Source organism: Methylovorus sp. MM2, assembly GCF_001648895.1.
In the GTDB taxonomy this organism is placed as follows: Bacteria; Pseudomonadota; Gammaproteobacteria; order Burkholderiales; family Methylophilaceae; genus MM1.
Window position 1 is genome coordinate 1344868 of record NZ_LXUF01000001.1, and the last position, 23163, is coordinate 1368030.

14 protein-coding genes are annotated in these 23163 nt (G+C 46.4%); 4 read left to right on the forward strand and 10 right to left on the reverse strand.

What is annotated here, in order from left to right:
• Window positions 1-4 precede the first annotated feature (4 nt).
• Window positions 5-2602, forward strand: a complete 2598-nt coding sequence (locus A7981_RS06450; protein WP_067265658.1) for a glycosyltransferase — start codon at window positions 5-7, stop codon at window positions 2600-2602.
• A gap of 37 nt (window positions 2603-2639) precedes the next feature.
• Here A7981_RS06450 and A7981_RS06455 read toward each other — a convergent pair whose 3' ends face one another.
• The 5 genes from A7981_RS06455 to glgC all read right to left on the reverse strand — a co-directional run bounded on the left by A7981_RS06455 (window position 2640) and on the right by glgC (window position 10688).
• Window positions 2640-4520: a GGDEF domain-containing protein gene (locus tag A7981_RS06455; RefSeq protein ID WP_067265661.1), complete on the reverse strand. Its 1881-nt coding sequence runs from the start codon at window positions 4518-4520 to the stop codon at window positions 2640-2642.
• 59 nt (window positions 4521-4579) lie between these two features.
• Window positions 4580-5500 carry an ROK family protein gene (locus tag A7981_RS06460; RefSeq protein WP_067265664.1) on the reverse strand — a complete coding sequence of 307 codons (921 nt, stop codon included), beginning with the start codon at window positions 5498-5500 and terminating at the stop codon, window positions 4580-4582.
• Window positions 5501-5549: 49 nt separating this feature from the next.
• Window positions 5550-7559, reverse strand: a complete 2010-nt coding sequence (locus A7981_RS06465) for an alpha-amylase/4-alpha-glucanotransferase domain-containing protein (RefSeq protein ID WP_067266637.1) — start codon at window positions 7557-7559, stop codon at window positions 5550-5552.
• 36 nt (window positions 7560-7595) lie between these two features.
• Window positions 7596-9326 carry a glycoside hydrolase family 57 protein gene (locus tag A7981_RS06470; protein ID WP_067265667.1) on the reverse strand — a complete coding sequence of 577 codons (1731 nt, stop codon included), beginning with the start codon at window positions 9324-9326 and terminating at the stop codon, window positions 7596-7598.
• An 81-nt stretch (window positions 9327-9407) separates the two neighbouring features.
• Complete coding sequence (glgC, locus tag A7981_RS06475; RefSeq protein ID WP_067265675.1) at window positions 9408-10688, reverse strand: glucose-1-phosphate adenylyltransferase; 1281 nt, start codon at window positions 10686-10688, stop codon at window positions 9408-9410.
• Window positions 10689-10862: 174 nt separating this feature from the next.
• On the opposite strand from glgC, the gene glgB reads away from it, so the two are divergent.
• Together glgB and pgi are read left to right on the forward strand one after the other, a co-directional pair.
• Window positions 10863-13010 carry a 1,4-alpha-glucan branching protein GlgB gene (gene glgB, locus A7981_RS06480; protein WP_067265678.1) on the forward strand — a complete coding sequence of 716 codons (2148 nt, stop codon included), beginning with the start codon at window positions 10863-10865 and terminating at the stop codon, window positions 13008-13010.
• A gap of 45 nt (window positions 13011-13055) precedes the next feature.
• Window positions 13056-14708 (forward strand): glucose-6-phosphate isomerase, encoded by a 1653-nt coding sequence (gene pgi, locus A7981_RS06485; RefSeq protein WP_067265680.1) that lies wholly within the window; start codon window positions 13056-13058, stop codon window positions 14706-14708.
• A gap of 70 nt (window positions 14709-14778) precedes the next feature.
• Here pgi and A7981_RS06490 read toward each other — a convergent pair whose 3' ends face one another.
• Genes A7981_RS06490 through rluC form a run of 4 tightly spaced genes read right to left on the reverse strand, consistent with a single transcriptional unit; the run spans window position 14779 to window position 17735 of the window.
• Window positions 14779-15735, reverse strand: coding sequence for a S49 family peptidase (locus A7981_RS06490; protein ID WP_067265683.1), 957 nt, complete (start codon window positions 15733-15735; stop codon window positions 14779-14781).
• Window positions 15736-15760: 25 nt separating this feature from the next.
• Window positions 15761-16114, reverse strand: coding sequence for a Rieske 2Fe-2S domain-containing protein (locus A7981_RS06495; RefSeq protein WP_067265687.1), 354 nt, complete (start codon window positions 16112-16114; stop codon window positions 15761-15763).
• Window positions 16093-16755, reverse strand: coding sequence for an HAD-IA family hydrolase (locus tag A7981_RS06500; protein ID WP_067265690.1), 663 nt, complete (start codon window positions 16753-16755; stop codon window positions 16093-16095). Before A7981_RS06500 ends, A7981_RS06495 begins: the two co-directional genes overlap by 22 nt.
• Window positions 16752-17735, reverse strand: a complete 984-nt coding sequence (gene rluC / locus A7981_RS06505) for a 23S rRNA pseudouridine(955/2504/2580) synthase RluC (RefSeq protein ID WP_067265694.1) — start codon at window positions 17733-17735, stop codon at window positions 16752-16754. Before rluC ends, A7981_RS06500 begins: the two co-directional genes overlap by 4 nt.
• A gap of 566 nt (window positions 17736-18301) precedes the next feature.
• Between rluC and A7981_RS06510 the strand changes: the two genes are divergently transcribed.
• A complete protein-coding gene (locus A7981_RS06510; protein ID WP_067265696.1) occupies window positions 18302-20926 on the forward strand; it encodes an Rne/Rng family ribonuclease in 2625 nt (874 codons plus the stop codon).
• Window positions 20927-20998: 72 nt separating this feature from the next.
• Here A7981_RS06510 and uvrB read toward each other — a convergent pair whose 3' ends face one another.
• On the reverse strand, window positions 20999-23047 hold the full coding sequence (uvrB, locus tag A7981_RS06515) for an excinuclease ABC subunit UvrB (RefSeq protein ID WP_067265699.1): 2049 nt from the start codon (window positions 23045-23047) through the stop codon (window positions 20999-21001).
• Window positions 23048-23163: the final 116 nt, after the last annotated feature.

The window sequence follows — 23163 nt, forward strand, 5'->3', positions numbered from 1 at the left end:
AAATATGACTAAATTTATCAAAGATTACTCCACCCCGTTGCTGTTTGCGCTGGCTATTGCTTTAACGCATTTTGGCGTATGGGCTTTAGCTAACAGAGCCTTACCATTGATCGATGCGCCACCGCTTATCAATGGATTTGCTTATAGTGGATTTCAAGTCAATCAAAGTCCTTTTGACAAACAATTCCCCAGCACAGCGGAGTTGGCGAAAGATCTCAAGCTACTCTACCCCCTTTCGCACCGGGTACGTACCTATAGCTCTTTAGAGAACTCTGAGGTCGTTGCGTTGGCATCAAATCTAGGCTTCCACGTTATGGCGGGCGCATGGTTAGGTGGCGATGATGCAACCAACCAGCGCGAGATCGAAGCATTACAAGCCAAAATCAAGAACTATCCACGGATTGAGCGCGCTATCGTCGGCAATGAGGTATTGCTACGAAACGATATGCCACTTGAGCAACTGACCAAATATCTTGACGAAGTGAGAGCAGATAAGACCGTGCCGGTATCCACTGCGGAACCCTGGCATGTATGGTTAAAGAATCCTGAGTTAGTCAAGCATGTGGATTTCATCGCGGTACATCTACTGCCTTACCATGAGGGTGTTCCTGTTGATCAAGCCGTAGATTACTCGCTTGATCGTTACAGGGAACTGATGGATGCGTTCCCACGCAAGAAGATCGTCATTACCGAAGTGGGCTGGCCTAGCCGTGGCCCAGCGATTGGCGGATCGGTTGCATCAAAAGTGAATCAGGCGCAATTCGTTCGCGAGTTTCTGGCAAAGACCGCCTACAAGAATTATGACTATTACCTCATGGAAGCATTCGACCAACCATGGAAAGTAAAGCTTGAAGGCTGGGCGGGTCCTTACTGGGGCATGTTCGATGGGGATCGCAAGCTTAAATATTCCCTGCATGGTGCTGTACCAAAAGATATTCGCTGGATAGCGAAAGTTTCATGGTCAACGGCGCTGGCCTTTCTCCCTATACTGTTTATCGCAATTCGCTTTAGGCACTGGGGGCTTGGCGGCCGTATCTCGCTTGCTGTTTTACTGCAAGCTTGTATCACGACACTGGTTGTCGCATGGAATCTGCCGGGTGACTATTACTACACACTGCGTGATTTTATCGTCCTGATCGGATTGATTATCGGCATGCTGATGACATCGGCAGTATTAATGATTTACGGCGTGGAGTTCAGTGAGGTGATGTTTAAAGGCGGCTGGCGCCGCGTATATAAACGCGCTGAGCCATTGCCAAAAGATCAGGAGCTATTCGTCTCGGTCCATCTTGCCTGCTATAACGAGCCTCCTGCGATGGTGATCGCGACGATAGAAAGTCTGGCAAAACTCAATTATTCAAACTATGAAGTATTAGTCATCGACAACAATACAAAAGATGAGGCTTTATGGAAACCTATCGAAGCTTATATCGCTACCCTGCCTGATAATTTTCGCTTCTTCCATTTACCGAAATGGCCTGGATTCAAAGCAGGCGCATTGAATTTTGCCTTGAAAGAAACAAATCCCAAGGCAGAAGTGATTGGCGTTGTGGATGCTGATTATGTCGTCACTGAGGACTGGCTGGGGTCTCTTGTTCCCCATTTTAGTCATACCAACGTTGCGGTAGTGCAAGCGCCTCAGGCGCACCGTGAATGGGAAAACAATTTCTTCCGTCGCATGAGTAATTGGGAATTTGAAGGTTTCTTCCGCATAGGCATGCATCACAGGCATGAGCGCAATGCGCTGATCCAGCACGGCACGATGACGCTCGTTCGCCATCAAGCCCTTAAAGATGTCGGCGGATGGTCTGAATGGTGCATCTGTGAAGATACTGAGCTAGGTTTACGCTTACTGGAAGATCAGTATGAGCTGCGTTATGTCGACGAGATGTTTGGGCGCGGATTAACCCCTAGCGACTTCAATGCCCTTAAATCTCAACGCTTCCGCTGGGCATTCGGCGCAATGCAGATTCTTAAGCATCATATGCCCAAGCTATTAGGCAAATCTACCCTGACTTTTGGGCAACGTTATCACTTCATTACGGGTTGGTTTGGCTGGCTTGGCGATGCCTTGCAACTGTTCTTCACGCTAAGCTCCATCGGCTGGACGCTGGCGATGCTGGCTTTCCCGAAATCATTCAGTCTGCCTGTTGCCATCATGCTCACGCCCGTACTATGCTTCTTGGCAGTAAAAGGCGCGCTCGGCCCTGTACTTTATCGCAAAACGATGAATTGCAGCTGGAAAGATATTTTTGGTGCATCGCTTGCCAGCTTGGGGCTATCACACGCGATTGCGCGCGGTATCCTCATGGGATTAGTGCAAAAACAAGGCGTATTCAAACCTACTGCTAAAGGCAAAAGTGCCAATAGCCGATTGACGTTGATTAATCCTATTAGGGAAGAAATCCTGCTGCTTCTGGCACTTACTGTTGCCGCCACGGCAATGCTGGCTACGCGTGGATTCAACAATATCGATGCACAGCTATGGGTCACTATGCTTGGCCTGCAAGCCCTCCCTTACATCAGTACGGTAGCTTGTCAGATCATCTCGCAATTGCCTGATAGCAAACCAAAGGCTAGCGTAAGCATACAAACGGCTTAATACTTAACATGACAACGCATTAGCAATGACAAGGTCATTAGTCAATAATATTGGCTAATGACCTTCGTTCGATGAAAAGGCTATTGCCGTTGATCTTCTTGGCCTGCTTCTTTGCTGAAGCAATTGCAGAAGAGACTTCATGATGCGAAGTCAATGTTGAACCCTCCACTTTGACTACTCCGATCGACATGCTGACAAAGGGTGAGAATACTTTGTTACCTTGTCGGTCTTCGGCTTCAATCCCTCCTCTTACCCGGTCTTTCTCATCATAAAAATCCGGCATGGCATTTTGCAGAAGCGTCAGTATCTTCTCGCAACGCGCTGTCCAGTCTTCACTCTGAAAGATGAGGATAAAGTCATCACCGCCGATGTGGCCGACAAAATCAAACTCGCTTGCTACTTCATCACTCAATAACTTGCCTGTGAACTGAATGAGCTCGTCACCGCGCCTGAATCCATAGGCATCATTAAACGGCTTGAACGTATCTAGATCGCAATAACATGCATAAAAAGTGACTTTAGACTCGAGCAAGCGATCTATATGTTCACTGATAGGCACATTACCGGGCAACATGGTTAATGGGTTGGCATAACGTGCCGCATTGATCTGCATCTGCGTGATTTCTCGTAACAGATCATGCCCGCTCCCCATGCCAAGATATTGCCCAGCATCCGTGATGATAAATCCATTAGAAAGGTGATGTGGCTCCATATTCGTAATCAAATCGCTTAACGCTTGAAGGCTCATGGTTTTCTCTACCACCAGCGGTTTGTTATCCATAAAGGTAAAACAAGGCCGCTTGCCATACAGTTCCCTCGTGTATGGTCTGGCAAAGTGATCAATAACATCATAACGGCTGATTAGCCCCACTGGTCGACCTTGGTTAACTACCGGCAGCGCATACAGCCCCGGCATCTCTTTGAATCGGGCATAGACATCATCATTGATAGTTTGAGGCGTCAGTGGCTGAACATACTTGATCAAGGTACTGACATTGCCTCTTTTTTGCAGGGATATCGTACGTCCCGAATAAACGCGCACAGTGTTACGGTTAAGCTCCTGACTCAATTCGTGAGAAAGCGCTTGGATGGGTGATGGTAGCGGATAGCCAAGAAAATAGCCCTGCCCATAGCCTATCTTCAGATCTTTAACCACAAGCAGCTCAGCCTGTGTTTCTATTCCTTCCGCAATGACTTTTGTACCAGAGCTTTGGGCGATGTGCTGAATCGAACGCACAAACTCGAATTTAACCTGATCGTTATTGATACCTCGAATGAAATGTTTATCAATCTTGACATAATCAGGCTGCACCTCTGACCAAAGTCTTAAGCTGGAAAAACCTTCACCGAGGTCATCCATTGCGATTTCGAAACCCATATTGCGGTAATGCTCAGTCGCACGCCGCAGCATGTCGTAATCAAATGTCGGCGTATTTTCAGTGAGCTCGATAATCACATTATGAGGGTCAAGGCCAAGTTTATGTATATAGGCTAAGGTGGCCCCCTTAGTAGCATTCAATTGCATTAATGAAGCTGGGCTTATATTCAGGAAAAGCTTGCCTTCATTAGCTGAGCTGGCAAAAGACTCAAGCACAACCTGTCGGCTAAGGTGTTCGATCTCGAATACGAGGTCATTATGCTCGGCCTCCTCAAACAATTTAAGCGGAGAATGCAGTGGCGTATCAACAGGCCCGCGAATGAGGCCTTCATGCCCATGTATTCTAGCTTGATCTAAATCAATAATCGGCTGGAATAATGCCGTCAGATGGCGCGATTTGAGTATGGACTGCAATTGCGCTGAATAAGCATTTTGCTTATCCGCTTGAGCAATATCCAGAGGGAGCTTCATAATGGCTCCCCAATCACCAAGATATTGGTTTGCATGCCTTAGAGTCGTTTCTGGGTAAGCTAGATTCATGGTCGGGTCTCTCCTAAGCTGCAACCCTACGCACGCTTTATGACAGGAGTATTGCAAAACTATTGCTCGAGACGATGGCCCGCTAGCAATGCTGCGCCGATAATACCTGCCTGATCGCCACTACTAGATATCCCGACATTCACGCGCCCACGCAATACAGGAATCAAATCAGCATTTAAACGTTGATAGAATAATTTTTCCATCAGTGACCATGCTAGGCTTAATCCACCACCGATGACGATATCAGTCACATCAACGGTCTTGAGCACATGAGCCAATACCTGTGCCAGATAAACTCCCGCAAGCTCGAAAGCCTCGATTGCTTTACTATCCCCTGCTTGAGCAAGCGATGCCACTTTGTCCGCATCAAGTGATATCCCACTCAATAGATGATAGCTATTGCTAAGACCGGTCGCCGAGGCATATTGCTCTAAGCATCCATGATTGCCGCAACCACATAGCCTGCCATTGGGTTCAACAATGATATGCCCTACTTCCATAGCAAACCCATCCTGCCCTGCAAAAGGCTGGTCCGCATAGATAAGCCCACCACCAACCCCTGTGCCCAAACCAATATATATCAGATTATGTGAAATATTATTGAGCTTATATTCCCCAAATGCAGCGGCCAGCGCATCATTTTCGACCAAAACAGGCATTTGAATAAGTTTAGACAGGTCTCCCGCTAGGTCTACATTTAACAGCCCCGGTAAGTTGGGCGATTGCATTACGCAGCCTGTTTGTGGATCGATAAAACCGGGAAAACCAATGCCCACTGCTTGAATATTGGGATAAATAGTTAAGACGCTATCAATCGCATCACTGGTGATGTTGAGAATATGCTGCCATGCGATATCGGCAGGATTATTTTTGCATAGCGTCGAAAAATCCGCAGCGATGCGTTTTTCATGAATCAGTTTTACGCCATCAATCACGCCGATGCGCAGATTCGTGCCACCAATATCTATACCGATTAGCATGGTTAATTTATTAATGTTTTAAATGAATTAAGTGATATAAATAATTGATTTATATAACTTCAAATTTAATGATGACATCATTCTTTATCTGTGAAGAATCCCATTCAAGCGTCAATGTCACGGCTTGCATGATTTTTTCAAATCCAGCCTCCGACTGCGAGACACTAAAGTGCGGATAACTATTTAGCACACAAGGTTCACTGACATAAAGATGTGCTGCGCCTCCGAGCACCTCATCTTCGAGCGCAATATGGTCAATGTTTTCAAAATAATATACTTGCCCGAAACCACCGGGGATATAGTCGCCAATACGGAATCGCCCGGCAGGGCCATCACAACTAGGCATGGCGATATTGAGTTCGACTTTGAATTTTCCCTCAGGCGGTTTATTGAAATGATATTTTGCAATGAGCGTATTGCCTTGCAGAGAAAACTTCTTGTGCACATCGCCACCACTCAAGGCAGCGACAAACTCCAAAGCATTCTTGGCGGTAGTGTTCGGGCGACGGTATTTGAGCTTTTTACTCGATCCATCTTCACTTAGCCAAAAATCACAAAACATCGCTTTACGATAAGCATCTACGGCCATATCGGCTTCTGTGATCTCGTGCTTAAAGGTAACGCGCTCATGCGGGTTAGCAATCCCCTCCCCCGAGTGTGTATGATCGGGCTGCGCATGCACCTTACGGTGATAATGCTCAGCTTGACGGGTCAATGTATCGCCAAAATTATGGGCTAGCTTATAAGAATCAAGCTCGCAGATCGCTGCCGAGCCATCCGCTCTGATGACTGCCTGCAACTCACCGTTTTGCAGGAAGGCTTCGTCAAAGCCATCCATATCCACATCAACCAGAAACTTTGCTGGCCTTTCGCTTGATTGATCGATCAACCCTTCCAGCTTGATCATGGCATTATAAATTGCACGCCTAAGATGGGGCAAATAGAGCCCGCCAAACAAGCCATGCCAATACGCATCGTTAGCCTGTGCTTCATAAAGCGCATTTTGCATGTCTGCAGTTTTTTTATTATCAGGCAAGGCATGATAACGACTGGACAGTGCCAACATCCGTTTGTGCATCCAGTTAGATTCTGGGTAACGCATAAAGAAATTACGCCATATGCCACCGCGTATGTAGGGCTTTGTGACTTCATAGCGGTCATTGTATTTTTCCTGCCCAACCAAATCAGCATAGTGGTGCGCTGCGGGTACAGGCAAAGTCCATTCATTCATCTCAATATAAGATGCTGTTGGCAGGTAAACCACGCCACGTGTCTTTGCCATGACGTGGTAATCGCTATAACGCATAGGCTTGATAATGGAGGAGTTAAGCACGCCTTCGATAAAATCTTTAAGCCAGCCGCGCTCATACACCCAGTTATAGGTTTCAGGCCATATGCCAAATTTCTCAATATCATCGAAATAAATAGCGGCAGCCTGCTTGCTGTCATCAGCCAGACTTTCAAGATAGCCTACAACTTCATGCGCGGGCGAGAATGGCAACCTATAGCGCAAAGCCTCGGAGATTGGAAATAGGTCGATCTGACGCCCATCTTCTTCAGTTGAATAATATCCATCAAGCACGCTGCTATCTTTACCTGTGCACATGAAGTGATAGTCATCGACCGTGACATATTGAATGCCGGCATCAGCAAGCGCAGGCACGACAGTAGATTCCCACACACGCTCGGTAAGCCATGCGCCATGAGGTGTTTCGTGCAGGTGTTTTTTTAAATATTGCGATAACTTGGCAATTTGCCCAACCCTGTCACGCGTGGGAATCGATGCAAGAACAGGCTCCGTATAACCTGCCCCAAATAACTCAGCCTGTCCTCTCGCCACCATTTCTTTAAGCAAGGCCATATCCTCTGGATATTTCCGCAACATGTAATCAAGCAACCATCCACTGAGATGAATGGCAAACTTGAAGGCTGGATATTCATACAGCACCCGAAGAAAAGGCCCGTAACATTTTTCATGCGCGTCATCCAGCACGCTTTCAAAGTTACCTACAGGCTGGTGTGCGTGCACGCCAAGCAACAAAGCAACGGTTTTAGCCAATATTCTGCTCCCTGTCATACGATTTGTAAGTCACGATCATGTTTCCTGTCCACGGCGCATGGTGCCGCCAACGGCTGGACTACCTCTGCCAACACTGATAGGCAACGCCAATACGTTGGGTACTGGTTGTTTCAGCAGATGGTATAAATTAGTCAGGTTTCGTCGATAAAGCTGGTCAAAACTCTCCACGCTTTGAGATGAGTTGTAATCACCAAACCACCAGAACCAGTCAGACCCTTCGCAAATCGCCAATTGATGCTCGCATGCGGCAGTTTCTTTAGCGGTTAACATGCCAGATTGCATCACTTGGTCATAGACTTTCTTTACATCGCAGAGCAAGTCCCAGCCTAGGTTCTTTTCACTGGAGCCTATCCACGTACTGAAGCTGCCGTATACCCAACTACCTGTGGCAATAGCTGATAATGTATTCACTGCTATTGGCTCATCCGCATTAGTATGTTTTTCGATAATATCGCTGAACGTGACCATCTCGATATCAGGATGCTCGACTAGCGCGGCATACAGCTCGCTAAGAAAGTAATATCCATTGTATGGGTAATACTCCCATGCATTCTCACCATCGAGAATCACACTGACGACAGGGTGATTCTCGCTTTGATTGCTCTGGTGAATATGCTCAAGAGACTGGATGAAATCGGCTACGGCAGCACTGGCATGGAGCTTTGAATATTCAAAACCGATCTTGTCAGATAGTTGATCATCACGAAAGAAGCAGAATATCTCTTGCCGTCCATTGCTTAACAGGTAAGGCTGGTACAGATACTCATTACGGGCTGGCAACTCAGAGATATCAGAAGACTTATACAAGCTATTTGCCAGCACGCCTTCACCAGTCGCTGCCCATTGCACGCCATGCTCAGCCATCAATAACAGAGCAGATTGTGAAACACCGCCTTCAGCTGGCCACATACCGACAGGCAGTTCGCCGAACCTTTTCTTGTGCGAGGCTTGCGCCTCTTCTATATGTGCTCGCGCTCTTGTCTTGCCGCCAGGGTATTGCGCGCATTTTGGCAAAGGCGCATAAGGCATGGCATCACGCGTGGATTTAAAATCTAACAGCAAAGGCAATATGGGATGGTAATGCGGGGTGGTCGATAACTCGATTTGGCCATCCTGCATCATTTTTTTATAGCGGGGAATCAAGTCTTTGATGAGGTCGCCGATCAAACTGAATAGCGCTACTCTATCCTCGACATTGAACTGATGCCCTTTCTCCATTAACCGCTGTATTAATGGATTGCTACGTCGGATGCTTTCTCCGGTCCATGCCAAGTGGTACCAGACCAAAAGATCTGCCATATACTGCCCGGAGAGATAACTAAACAGCGCTTCACCTTTGACTTCCAGCGCTTGGAATATACTAAATAGGCATTGATAATGGGCGAATGGTGCCAGCATCTTTTCATGATGATTCTTGAAACAACTTTCCAGAATCAGTTTGCGATGCTCAAGTGATACGTGGTCGAGGTCGGGTTCTGCCAATAGCGCAAGTAATGGATCACGGATATTTTGACTGGCAAACTGCTCACAATAATCTTCTAGCTGGTCAAGCAGCACCGGCACAAAATTGAAAGTAACGTGCGCATCTGGGTTGGATTCCAGATGATAAGCCATGTCTGTGTAGTCTTTGATGGCGTGCAGATACGTCCAAGGCAAGACATATTCGCTCGTGAGGGTGTCACGGTAATCTGGCTGATGCATATGCCAGTAAAGATTGAAGTAAAGCGTTGGGCGTACCGATGTCATGTATCAACCTCTAAAAAACCAATCCAGCCAATTAGCCAGAGTCGATGTATGAATGACCTACGTATCAGCCAATTAATTCAATTAACGTGCCTGATGTAAAGATTGCCCCAACATATCGGGTGTTACCAGCGTAATGCCTGTATCAGTCACATAAAACCGTTTCTTATCCTGCTCAATATCCACGCCGATTTCCATGCCATCAGGGATTCGCGTGCCTTTATCTATGACAACCCTGTTCAATGTCACATAACGACCGATATCGACCTTAGGCAAAAGTACAGCGCCTTCAATCGTGCTATAACTATTGATTCGCACATCTGAAAAAAGCACTGAATTACTTATTTTTGCACCACTTATGATGCATCCGCCCGATACTAAAGAATCTGTCGCCCTGCCGCATCGCTCTTCATTATCAAAAACAAACTTCGCTGGAGGAAGCTGCTCTTGGTATGTCCAGATCGGCCACTGACTATCATAGAGATTCAGCTCGGGAACCACTTTTGTAAGCTCCATGTTCGCTTCCCAATAAGCATCAACCGTACCAACATCCCGCCAATAGTAATTGCCATTCGACGCCCCGACGCAACTCTCGGTAAAGCGATGGGCATAGACCCTATATTTTTTGATCATGTAAGGGATGATGTCACGACCAAAATCATGGGCCGAGCGTGGTGCATCGGCATCACGTATTAACTGCTCGTACAGAAAAGATGCATTGAATACATAGATGCCCATGCTTGCAAATGCCTGATCAGGATTACCCGGGATAGGATCAGGGCTCTCAGGCTTTTCCTTAAAATCAACGATTCTGTCCTGCTCATCCACACGGACCACACCAAATTCTTTGGCTTCATTGAGAGGCACATTGACGCAGGCAATCGTCATATCCGCGTTGTTACGCACATGTGCTGCCAGCATCTGGCCATAATCCATCTTGTAGATATGATCACCCGCTAATACCAATACGAATGCCGCATTGGTCTGGCGCAAGATATCCAGATTCTGAAAGACAGCATCAGCAGTACCTTTGTACCACTCTTCTTGAAGGCGCTGTTGCGCAGGTAATATTTCAACGAACTCATTGAATTCGCCGCGCAGAAATCCCCATCCACGATGGATGTGCTGCATCAGGCTATGAGATTTATACTGTGTAATTACGCCAATACGACGAACACCGGAATTCATACAATTGGACAGCGGGAAATCGATGATTCTGAATTTTCCACCAAAAGGAACAGCAGGTTTCGCACGCCAATTGGTGAGGTCTTTTAGGCGGCTGCCCTTGCCTCCTGCAAGAATCAGGGCTACTGTGTTTTTAGTGAGCGTGCTGATAAAACGAGATGAAGATAAATCCTGCTGCATTTTTTCCGCTCCTCTGTTGTCCAACCTAGCTTCTAGGAGCTATTTGGCAATGCGATATCACGCTTGAAATCATTATAGACACGATACTTCTAGCTAATCTAGTAGAATCACCCTTAATTGTAAAAAAATATTACAGAAACGGCCATATTGACAAACCTTCAACAAAACTTGGATATGATTAAAATTCTTGGTGCAAAACATCATGACCCATTTTCATATCTGGGCTTGCATCAGAAGGCTGATGGCCACATATTCCGAGCTTTTTTACCCCATGCATCCCGTATATGGCTCAAAACATCGCAAGCGTGGGAACTGCTTCATCAAACACATGAACAAGGCCTGTATGAATGGGAAGGCCTTAATGCGCCAGAAACACCATGCCGATTAAAAATCGAGCAAGACACTTACATCTATGAGCAATACGATGCTTATTCGTTTCCTTCCATGCTGTTTGTTGATGACTTATATCTATTCTCCGGCGGAAACCTTAAGCAAGCCCACAAGACCTTTGGCGCACACATGCTCAATTACAATGGCATTACTGGTGTCCGCTTCAGTGTATGGGCACCTAATGCAGAGCGAGTCAGTGTCGTTGGCAACTTCAATCAGTGGGATGGGCGTCTACATGTGATGCGCGCACATGGTTCAAGTGGCGTATGGGAGATATTCATCCCGGAATTAAATGCAGGCGAACTCTATAAATTTGAGATTCGTAATCGCCATACAGGTCAGGTATTCATCAAAACCGACCCTTATGCTTTCAGTTACGAACACTTGCCTGGCACTGCAGCCAAAATTACGCCACCCAACCAATATGATTGGCAAGATGCCGCATGGTTCAAAAAGCGTGAACATGCTGATTGGCTGCATACACCATTCAACTGTTATGAAGTGCATCTGGGCTCATGGCGTCGCAATGCAGATAACGGATTTCTTACTTATCGCGAGCTAGCCGATCAGTTGGTTAAGTATGTAAAAGAGATGGGCTACACCCATATTGAGCTATTGCCTGTTTCGGAGCACCCGCTAAATGAATCTTGGGGATACCAGACAACAGGCTATTTTGCAGCGACCCATCGCTTCGGCACACCAGACGACCTACGCTACTTTGTAGACACATGTCACCAAGCTGATATTGGTGTCATCCTTGATTGGGTACCAGGCCATTTTCCCAAAGATGACTGGGCACTGGCAAGGTTTGATGGAACGCCTTTATACGAGCATGCAGATCCCCGCCGTGGTGAACATCAAGAATGGGGAACTTATATCTTCAATTACGGGCGCAATGAAGTCCGCAATTTTCTCGTAGCGAACGCCTATTTCTGGCTCTCAGAATTTCACATAGATGGACTGCGCGTAGATGCTGTTGCCTCCATGCTTTATCTTGATTACTCCCGCAAAGCCGGTGAGTGGCTGCCTAATCAATTCGGTGGCCGTGAAAATATAGAAGCTATCGAGTTTCTAAAGCAGCTCAACATCATGGTGCATCAGGATTTCCCCGGCGCACTGACTATTGCAGAAGAATCCACCGCATGGCCAATGGTATCAAGACCAGTAGATGCAGGCGGACTAGGGTTCTCCATGAAATGGAATATGGGATGGATGAACGATACACTCTCGTACATAGCGCAAGACCCTATCCATCGACGTTACCAGCATGACAAACTCACTTTCGGCCAGATCTATGCCTATTCCGAGAACTTTGTGCTGCCTTTCTCACATGATGAAGTCGTGCATGGCAAGTTTTCTTTACTAGGCAAAATGCCAGGTGATGCTTGGCAAAAGTTTGCCAATATCCGCCTATTGCTCACTTACCAAATGACAACGCCCGGCAAAAAACTTAATTTTATGGGTAACGAGTTTGCGCAAGGTAGAGAGTGGAATGAAGGCGCATCCCTAGATTGGCACCTGCTGGATATCCCATGGCACAGCGGTGTACAAAATATGATGCGCGATTTAAACCATTTGTATCAGCGTGTGTCTGCATTACATGATCTCGATTTTGAGCAACAAGGCTTTGACTGGATAGATTGCCAGGATGCTGAACAGTCAATCATCAGTTATATTCGCCGCGCGCGCGATGGTCGCTTTATAATAGTGATTCTGAATTTTACGCCAGTCCCTAGACACCATTATCGCCTCGGGGTACCGACATCCGGCGACTATAAAGAGCTATTTAATAGCGATGCAGAATATTATGGCGGCAGCAATCAAGGAAACGGGGCCGGACTAAATAGCGAACCTACCCCTTGGATGGGCTATAATCAGTCAATCGCATTAAACGTACCACCATTAAGTGGTCTAATATTACAGCTTAAATAAATAATAATTTTTCAAAATAATCAACCTACTACACACTAAAAAAGCATGACGACCCCTACAACGCTGCCTACATGGCAAAAACTCGACGCGCATTATCAAGAAGTGTTCCCATTGCATATGCGGGATTTATTCGCAAAAGATAAAAGCCGCTTCGAGAAGTTCTCACTAGAATCAAACGGATTATTGCTGGATTATTCCAAGCACCGCGTCACCGAGCAAACGCTGTCGTTGCTATTTAAACTAGCACGCGAAGTAAACATCGAAAGCTGGCGAGACCGCATGTTCTCGGCGGAAAAGATCAACTTCACTGAAAATCGCGCTGTACTTCACTCTGCTTTACGTAATCGCAGCAATACACCCATCATGCTGGATGGTAAAGATGTCATGCCCGATGTGAATCGCGTATTGGCTCAGATGCGCGACTTTAGCGAGCGCGTACGTAATGGCACATGGCGCGGTTACACAGGCAAAAAGATCACGGATATCGTCAATATCGGTATTGGCGGTTCTGACCTTGGCCCTGTCATGGTCTGCGATGCACTGAAGCCTTATGCAAGCAAAGACCTAAGTGTGCACTTTGTTTCAAACATCGATGGCGCCCACCTGATCCGTGCGCTGGAACAATGTAATCCTGAAACAACACTATTCATTGTTGCATCAAAGACATTCACCACTCAAGAAACTATGACTAACGCGCAATCTGCACGTACATGGTTCTTGCAATCAGCAGTTGATCAGGCACATGTGGCAAAGCATTTCGTTGCTTTATCTACCAATGCAAAAGCTGTCAGTGATTTCGGTATCGATACAGCCAATATGTTCGAATTCTGGGATTGGGTTGGTGGTCGTTATTCACTGTGGTCAGCGATCGGCCTTTCAATCGCGCTGTATGTTGGCATGGATAATTTTGAAGACCTGCTAGCTGGCGGGCACGAGATGGATAACCATTTCAAGACCGCACCATTAGAGAAAAATATGCCTGTGATCATGGCGCTTATCGGTATCTGGTATAACAATTTCTTCCATGTGGATACCAAAGCCATTCTGCCTTACGATCAAGGCATGGCGCGCTTCCCTGCATACCTGCAACAAGCGGACATGGAAAGCAACGGCAAATTCATCAGTCGTGATGGCGACCGCGTACACCACAAAACTGGCGCTGTGGTTTGGGGTGAAGCTGGCACCAATGGGCAGCATGCGTTCTATCAACTGATACATCAAGGCACACAGATCGTCCCTTGCGATTTCTTGATGCCGATGCAAAGTCACTACCAAGTCGGCAAGAACGGCAATAGTCACCACAAGATATTGCTGGCTAATTTCCTCGCGCAAACGCAATCACTAATGCTTGGTAAAACAAGTGAGCAAGCACATGCTGAATTAGAAGCACAAGGTTTCTCAGGTGAGGCATTGCAAAAGATATTGCCGCACAAGACATTTGAAGGTAACCGCCCTACCACCTCCATATTGTTCGATAAGCTGACCCCTAACACCTTAGGTAAACTGATCGCACTCTACGAACACAAAATATTCGTGCAAGGCATGATCTGGAACATCAACTCCTTTGATCAATGGGGTGTCGAGTATGGCAAGCAGATCGCTCAGCAGATATTGCCGCAGCTAACATCTACTGGCGATGTCACAGGTTTCGATAGCTCAACCAATGGCCTGATCAACTACAGCAAACTACATTCATAATCTGCGTAGCAACAAAACAAAACGCCCTTAGACTTAAAATCTAAGGGCGTTTTTCATTGCGGGGGAAATCTTATCGAATATTGATATTGCTACCCAGCAAGGTATTGGTCATGGAGACACCTAAACGCTTGGCAAACTTATCAGCAAAACCTTCACGCGTAGTGAAATCAACGATATTGTCTTGCTTGATCACTTCGCGTGCGACATAAGCAGAGCTACCTAGGCCATCAGCCAAGCCCATTTGCACGCTGGTCTCACCTGTCCAGAAAAGACCACTGAACATCTCTGGTGTTTCTTTTAGGCGATTACCACGGCCCTCACGCACCACAGCAATAAATTGTTGGTGAATCTGGTCAAGCATCTGCTGAGCGAATTCCTGGTGCTTAGGATTTACTGGTGAGAAAGGATCAAGAATCGCCTTATTCTCACCGGCTGTGAGCAAGCGACGCTCGACACCAAACTTATCCATTGCTTTAGTAAATCCAAAACCATCCATCAGTACGCCGATAGAACCGACGATACTGGCTTTATCCACGTAGATCTTATCTGCAGCAACTGCAATGTAATATCCACCTGAAGCACAAATATCTTCCACCACCGCATAAACCGGGATATCCGGATGAAGCTTGCGCTGACGTTTGATCTCATCATTGATCAAGCCCGCCTGAACAGGGCTACCACCCGGGCTGTTGATACGCAGGATAATACCTTTCGTACCTTTGCTATCGTAGGCTGACTGCAAGCTATCGATAATACTCTCGGCATTCACTTCATCATTCGCGCCAATTACGCCTTCGATATCAATCATCGCGGTATGTTCAAGCTTAGTGCTTGTTTCGTTACTGACCCAGCCCAAAGCATAAAACAATATTAAGAATAGATAGATAAACCCTAGTGATTTAAAAAATATCCCCCAACGCCTGCGGCGCTTTTGTTCAGCCAGTGAGGCGAAAGCCAACTTTTCAATGGTTGTACGTTGCCATTCTGATTCTCTTGGGTTTGGCTCGGTGTGATTGTTTTCAGACATGCTTTTAACTTTCTAATTAAGTTTTCTATAAATCATCAAGACTGATCAAAATCTCATTGTTTCGTTCAACTACTTTGATCGACTTCAGTCGCTTGCCTTTACATGGCCCCATGACACAATAGCCGTCTGTTGGATTGTAATGCGCGCCATGGGTTGCACAAAGCAGATAGTTTTTTGATAAATCAAAAAAATCCCCTTCATTCCAATCAAGCTCAATCGGCACATGCGCACACTGGTTAATATAGGCATAGACCACCGAGTTATAGCGTACAGCAAAACCGGTGACGAACTCACCTAATTCAGGTAATTCAAATCGCAAACCATGCGATTTCTCAACCAGCGCATCACTCTGGCAAATCAAGCGTTCATTACTAGCCATTGGTTCAGCTTAGAAAACGCATCAAAATGTGCCAAAGGCTTGTGTGGTAATAGATTACTTAGCGGATGCGCGCCGTAGCTCACCCCAAGGCTCGCCACATTGGCATTACTTGCCATTTGCAGGTCAAAACTGGTGTCACCTACCATTAAGGTACGTTCTGGCTTGGCATCAAGCTCATCCATCAACTCAAGAATCATTTGCGGATGAGGTTTGGAATAGCATTCATCGACACATCGTGTTGCACCAAAATGTTTGCCTAAACCACTATTTTGCAATGCACGATTTAACCCGTTACGCCCTTTGCCTGTGGCAACCGCGAGCTTGAAGCCATTAGCATCTAAAGTTTGTATAGATTCCAATACGCCATCAAATAAAGGGATGTTGTTCTCACCGATGTTGTAGTGAAAATTATAGCGAGCCGCCATCTGCTGAATCTGCTCGTATGGTATATCTTGGCCAAACAAACTAACCAGCGCTTCACGCAAGCCCAAGCCAATAATGCTGCTAGCAGCTTCTTGCCCTGGATCAGGTAGCCCGACCTCTAAACTTGCAGCACGTATCGCGTTTACAATAAGTTGGGTTGAATTAGCAAGGGTGCCATCCCAATCGAAGATAATTAGATCAAACTGCTTAGACTTCATTTTTGAATCATTTCTTTCTCTAAAATCTTTAAGAACTTCTCTAACTCGGCCGGCAATGGCGCAACCAATTTAAGTTTGTCACCTGATAGAGGATGTCGAATACCCGTAGTCTCAGAATGCAGAAACATGCGTTTAAGGCCACGTTTCTGCAAAGACTTATTAAACGCAAAGTCGCCATACTTATCATCACCCGCGATAGGAAAACCCAAATGCGCTAGCTGCACACGTAACTGGTGAGTACGCCCGGTAATCAATTGCGCCTCTAAAAGAGTGAATTCTCCATAACGTTTGCGTAGATGGAATATGGTTTCAGACTCCTGTCCATCTTCTTGAACTGAAACGCGGCGTTCACCACTAGGTAAAACATACTTATGTAGTGGCAAGACCACCTTTTTCTTTTTTTCCGTCCAATCACCGCTCACAAGCATCAAGTAACGTTTATCCATATAATTACTGCGCATCGCTTCATGCAGCGCAACTAATGCGCTACGTTTTTTGGCCAGCATCAATACACCAGAGGTTTCCCTATCCAGCCTATGCACTAACTCAAGGAATTTAGCTTGCGGGCGTTCAAGGCGAAGTTGCTCGATCACACCAAGACTGATGCCACTACCCCCGTGTACTGCAAAACCCGCAGGTTTATCGATCACCAACATAGCATCATCTTCAAAGACGATCGATTGTTCGAACTTTGCCGTGACTGGTTTTTTGTGAGGTGATACTTCTTGTTGCTGGCTTGTTCTAATCGGTGGCACACGGACGACATCATCCATCAAAAGTCGGTAAGTTGCATCGATACGCTTCTTATTAACCCTAACTTCGCCACTACGCAATATTCGATAGATATGGCTTTTAGGCACGCCTTTCAAGGTTTTGCTTAAAAAGTTGTCGATCCGCTGTCCCGCACTGCCTTCATCTACCGTTAAAAGGGCTGAGCTAGACTCACTAATTACATCACTTGTTTTGCTTAAATTTTCCATCTCGCCTATACTACGTAAACCTTGAAGTAAATGCGCTAAGCGCTTCTTCAAGATGAATTAATCTTTAATTAACAAATACCTTGGTTAACTCGCTCGCCAAATAAAATTAAGTAGCGATTTTGCAACAAATTAATTGCGCTCAAGCCGCTGCACACCAGAATTACTAATGTAAAGCGCGGCCCGGATTTGCTGGAACTAATGAATTTTAGCCGATAATGACGGCTAACCCGAGATAGAATTAACATACAGAAGCTAAACCAGACAGTTACCGAAAGAATTCGCTAACAAATTCAATCTGATACAGATAACTTAGGTATCTGAAATCTTTTTCTACGACGCATCTAAATTGATAGCCTCGTCACTAAATGAATAAAGATGAGAACGGCTGAATAGCCTGCGTTTACTAAATCTTCTCCACGTTCGTTCTGCTCAGCAGTGAAATGAACCTTAGTATTACCTCGTTGATATTAAGGCATCAGCCTGCACCATGACACCAGCCATTCTCTGCCTGTCGCCTAGACCACAAGGCTCGGTCTGCAAGCCCGCTATGAGCGCGGGAGTTATAAATGAAACGCATGCTATTTAATGCGACGCAGTCTGAAGAATTACGCGTCGCAATCGTTGATGGACAAAAACTGATCGACCTCGATATTGAGTCTGCTGGTAAAGAGCAGCGCAAAAGCAATATCTATAAAGGCATCATCACTCGCATCGAACCTTCCCTAGAAGCCGCTTTTGTAAACTACGGCACAGACAGACACGGTTTCCTACCTTTTAAAGAAGTCGCCCGCAGTTACTTTCAAGGCGATGTAGATGCAGGCCGTGCTCGCATTCAAGACGTGCTTAAAGAAGGTCAAGAGCTCATCGTTCAGGTGGATAAAGATGAGCGTGGCAACAAAGGTGCTGCACTCACTACATTTATCTCACTTGCTGGCCGCTATCTCGTATTGATGCCGAATAACCCACGTGGTGGCGGTGTATCACGCCGCATTGAGGGTGAAGACCGTAACGAGTTGCGCGACATCATGGCTCAGCTTGAAGTCCCGAACGGTATGAGCATCATTGCCCGTACCGCAGGTATTGGCCGTACGCTTGAAGAGCTACTATGGGACATGAACTACCTGCTGCAATTGTGGACAGCCATTGAAGGCGCATCCACCATGCAAAGTGGCCCTTTCCTGATCTATCAGGAAGGCAGCTTGGTTATCCGCGCTATTCGCGACTATTTCCAACCAGATATCGGCGAGATTCTGATCGATACACCTGACATCTATGAACAGGCAGTACAGTTCATGAATCACGTGATGCCAGGCAATGTATCTCGCGTGAAACTTTACCATGACGAGATTCCATTATTCTCACGCTTCCAGATCGAACATCAGATCGAGACAGCATTCTCACGTGAAGTACGCTTGCCATCTGGCGGCGCGATCGTGATCGACCACACCGAAGCCTTGGTTTCAGTGGACGTTAACTCAGGCCGCTCCACCAAGGGCAGCGATATCGAACATACCGCTTTCAACACCAACCTTGAAGCAGCAGAGGAAGTTGCACGTCAACTACGCTTGCGTGACTTGGGTGGCTTGGTTGTTATCGACTTTATTGATATGGAAAACCAGCGTAATCAGCGTGAAGTTGAGAACCGTTTACGTGATGCCTTGCATTATGATCGTGCGCGCGTACAAACAGGCAAGATTTCACGTTTTGGCCTATTAGAGCTTTCACGCCAACGTTTACGCCCTAGCCTTGGTGAGTCGAACCACATTCCATGTCCTCGTTGCCACGGCACAGGCCATATTCGTGGTATTGAATCTACCGCCCTCCATATCTTGCGTATTACACAAGAAGAGGCGATGAAAGAGAACAGCGCGATCATTCAGGTACAACTACCTGTTGAGGCTGCCACATTCCTCTTGAATGAAAAACGTGCTGAGATCCATAAGATCGAGCAACGCATGGGTGTACAAGTTGTATTGATCCCAAACATTCATCTTGAAACACCGAACTACAATATTGCGCGTATTCGCAGCGACGATGTGTCTGAAGATACAACCCGTGCAAGCTACGAAATGGTTGAACTTCCAAGTGAGAGTGAAGATGCAGCTGGCACCAAGCAAGAAGTAAAAGCTGTACGTGTAGAGGCTGCTGTTAAAGGTATTACGCCTGCATCCCCTGCCCCGATCTCTGTTGTTACGCCTGAGAAGAAAGCATCGCTATTTAACCGTATTAAGACTTGGTTCGGTAGCATCAATCCTGAAAAAGAAGAAGCCGCGCCTGAAAGCAATAGACCGCGTGAAGGTAACCGCAATAATAATCGCAACCGCAATCGCAATCGTAATGGGCGTGATCGCAACGAGCGTAGCGGCAATAATGAGCGCAATGTGAATGCAGCTGAGCGTAATGATGGTGAGCGTAATACTAACCAGAATCGCAATAACAATGAGCAACGCAACAACCGCCCTCAAGAGCCTCGTGCACAGCAAAATACTCAGCCGCGCCAAGAAAGAGCTCCTGATCGCGAAAAACCTCAGCAGAACCCTAATCAACAAAATGCAAACAATGTTGAAGCAACTGGTGAGCAACCTCAACGTAGTGGTCGCCGTGGTCGCAATGGTCGTCGAGATCGTAATCGCAGCAACGAGCCGCGTGAAGGACAAGCAGTTGCTGGTGAGAATAATCTGCAACAGGCTCAGCCATTTGTAGAAAATAGCATCGAGGCCCCTAAAGCTGAGATAGTGAAATCTGTTGCTGCAGATGTAGTCATCGAGCATGCACAAACAGCATCTGAAAAGCCAAATGCCGTTGAACCACAGAAAAAGCCAAGGCACACTGAGCCAAAGGCAGAGAAAGCGGAAATAGCCAAACCAGCAGTTGCGAAATCTGAGCTGGTACAAGTTGAAACTGCTGCGCAACCTGCTGTAGCAAATGAAACAGCGACTGCCACTGCAGAAAAATCTGAGAAGAAGCCTCGTGCACCGCGTCGCCGTAAACCAGAGGCACAGGCAAAACCTGTTGATTTGGCAGCGAGTGGTTTGCAATTGGTAGAAACCAAGGCTGAATCTGCAAAATCGACTGGCGCACCTGAACCTGTAGCACCAAAGGCGCAAAATAAACCAGCTGCATGGCAGCAGAAGAAATCTGCTGAAAATACAAAGGCTGAGCCTTTAGTGATGGTTGAAACGCAGAAGTAGTTTTAAAAGTATCACTTAGCTAGAGTAAAAAAAGCCCCGTCATCGGGGCTTTTTTTATTGGGACATATAGACCTAATTAGGATTACCCGGCATCTCATCCGGAATAGCTGCCCCATAGAATTTAGCTTTGAGTTTTTTAAGCTGATCACGAAAATCAGCAGCTTTTTCAAATTCCAGATTCTGCGCGGCGTCATGCATGGATTTATCAAGACGCTTGATCTCTTTAAGTATCTGCTTCTCGCTAAGCGCTTCGTAGCTGGCTTGATCTTGCGCCGCTTGCCGCTCACGCTTGGCGTCGTCTTTATCATAAACACCATCGATGATATCTTTAATACGTTTGGTAACACCTCTAGGAACGATGCCATTTGCTTCATTGAATGCCATTTGCTTGATACGTCGCCGCGTTGTCTCATCCATCGCGGCTTTCATTGATCGGGTAATTCTATTTGCATAGAAAATCACCTTACCATTTAAGTTACGAGCAGCTCGACCAGAGGTTTGGATCAATGAGCGCTCTGAACGCAAGAAACCTTCCTTATCCGCATCCAGCACTGCCACTAAAGAAACCTCTGGGATATCCAACCCTTCACGTAGCAGGTTGATACCGACTAATACGTCGAACTCGCCCAATCGTAGATCGCGAATAATCTCAACCCGCTCTACTGTGTCGATATCAGAATGCAAATAGCGCACTTTAACGCCATGCTCTGATAGGTAATCGGTCAAATCTTCTGCCATACGTTTCGTTAACGTGGTAGCTAGAACACGCTCACCAACCTCTACTCGCAATTTGATTTCTGAAAGCAAATCATCGACCTGCGTATCAGCAGGCTTCACGGTGATCTCAGGGTCAATCAACCCAGTTGGCCTTGCGACCTGCTCAACAATCTGCTGAGTGTGGGTAGCTTCGTAATCTGCAGGTGTAGCAGAGACGAATACGCATTGCCTCATCACCTTCTCAAACTCTTCAAATTTGAGCGGGCGGTTATCTAATGCGGATGGTAAACGGAAACCGTAATCTACAAGGTTTTCCTTACGCGCCCTATCCCCTTTATACATCCCGCCCACTTGAGGGACAGTGACATGACTTTCATCAATGATCATCAATGCGTTTTTGGGTAAGTAATCTATCAATGTCGGTGGCGGATCACCAGGGTTACGCCCAGACAGATGGCGCGAGTAATTCTCGATGCCTTTGCAAAAGCCGATCTCATTGAGCATTTCCAGATCAAAACGCGTCCGTTGCTCAATGCGTTGTGCTTCCACCAATTTTTGGTCTTTAATAAAGAAATCTACGCGGTCACGCAACTCAGCCTTAATCTTCTCCATCGCCCGTATCGTAGTTTCACGCGGGGTAACATAATGGCTAGAAGGATAAACGGTATAGCGTGGAATCTTCTGGAATATCTGCCCGGTCAAGGGGTCAAACATGGTCAATGACTCGACTTCATCGTCAAACATCGAGATGCGGATAGCAGTCTCTGAGTTTTCCGCTGGAAACACATCAATCACATCGCCGCGAACCCTGAATGTCCCCCGGCTAAAATCAAAATCGTTCCGGTCATACTGCATGCCGACAAGGCGCTGAATAATGTCTCGCTGCTCTGCTTTTTCACCTTGGGTCAGGTGCAATACCATGCCATGATAGTCTACGGGGTCGCCAATACCGTAAATCGCAGATACGGTCGCTACAATGATGCTGTCTTCACGCTCTAATAGTGCTTTGGTCGCAGAAAGACGCATCTGCTCGATATGCTCATTGATGCTCGAATCTTTTTCGATAAAAAGATCGCGCGATGGCACATAAGCCTCAGGCTGATAGTAATCATAATAAGAAACGAAATATTCAACCGAGTTATGCGGGAAAAACTCTCGAAATTCCGAATACAACTGAGCAGCCAAGGTCTTGTTCGGCGCCATGACAATTGCCGGTCTGCCGATACGGGCAATCACATTGGCCATGGTAAAGGTCTTACCTGAGCCAGTCACACCAAGCAGGGTTTGATATTTCATCCCCTCTTCAATGCCTTGCGTTAATTTATCAATGGCTTGTGGCTGGTCGCCTGCTGGAGGAAATGGCTGGTAAAGCTTATAAAGACTACCGGGGAAAGTAACAATCACTATTTCATATACCTTTGCTGAATCAGTTTATTCTAACAGGGTAAAGCCAGAACTTTATGCACTATTTCAAGTCTTTATCTATACGATATAAGCAGCACACGGGATCATCATTCATA

What these genes read in the sequence shown, in the direction of transcription:
- A7981_RS06450 (WP_067265658.1), top strand. Translation starts at nt 5, where the DNA reads ATGACTAAATTTATCAAAGATTACTCCACCCCGTTGCTGTTTGCGCTG.
- A7981_RS06455 (WP_067265661.1), bottom strand. Translation starts at nt 4,520, where the DNA reads ATGAATCTAGCTTACCCAGAAACGACTCTAAGGCATGCAAACCAATAT.
- A7981_RS06460 (WP_067265664.1), bottom strand. Translation starts at nt 5,500, where the DNA reads ATGCTAATCGGTATAGATATTGGTGGCACGAATCTGCGCATCGGCGTG.
- A7981_RS06470 (WP_067265667.1), bottom strand. Translation starts at nt 9,326, where the DNA reads ATGACATCGGTACGCCCAACGCTTTACTTCAATCTTTACTGGCATATG.
- glgC (WP_067265675.1), bottom strand. Translation starts at nt 10,688, where the DNA reads ATGCAGCAGGATTTATCTTCATCTCGTTTTATCAGCACGCTCACTAAA.
- glgB (WP_067265678.1), top strand. Translation starts at nt 10,863, where the DNA reads ATGATTAAAATTCTTGGTGCAAAACATCATGACCCATTTTCATATCTG.
- pgi (WP_067265680.1), top strand. Translation starts at nt 13,056, where the DNA reads ATGACGACCCCTACAACGCTGCCTACATGGCAAAAACTCGACGCGCAT.
- A7981_RS06490 (WP_067265683.1), bottom strand. Translation starts at nt 15,735, where the DNA reads ATGTCTGAAAACAATCACACCGAGCCAAACCCAAGAGAATCAGAATGG.
- A7981_RS06495 (WP_067265687.1), bottom strand. Translation starts at nt 16,114, where the DNA reads ATGGCTAGTAATGAACGCTTGATTTGCCAGAGTGATGCGCTGGTTGAG.
- A7981_RS06500 (WP_067265690.1), bottom strand. Translation starts at nt 16,755, where the DNA reads ATGAAGTCTAAGCAGTTTGATCTAATTATCTTCGATTGGGATGGCACC.
- rluC (WP_067265694.1), bottom strand. Translation starts at nt 17,735, where the DNA reads ATGGAAAATTTAAGCAAAACAAGTGATGTAATTAGTGAGTCTAGCTCA.
- A7981_RS06510 (WP_067265696.1), top strand. Translation starts at nt 18,302, where the DNA reads ATGAAACGCATGCTATTTAATGCGACGCAGTCTGAAGAATTACGCGTC.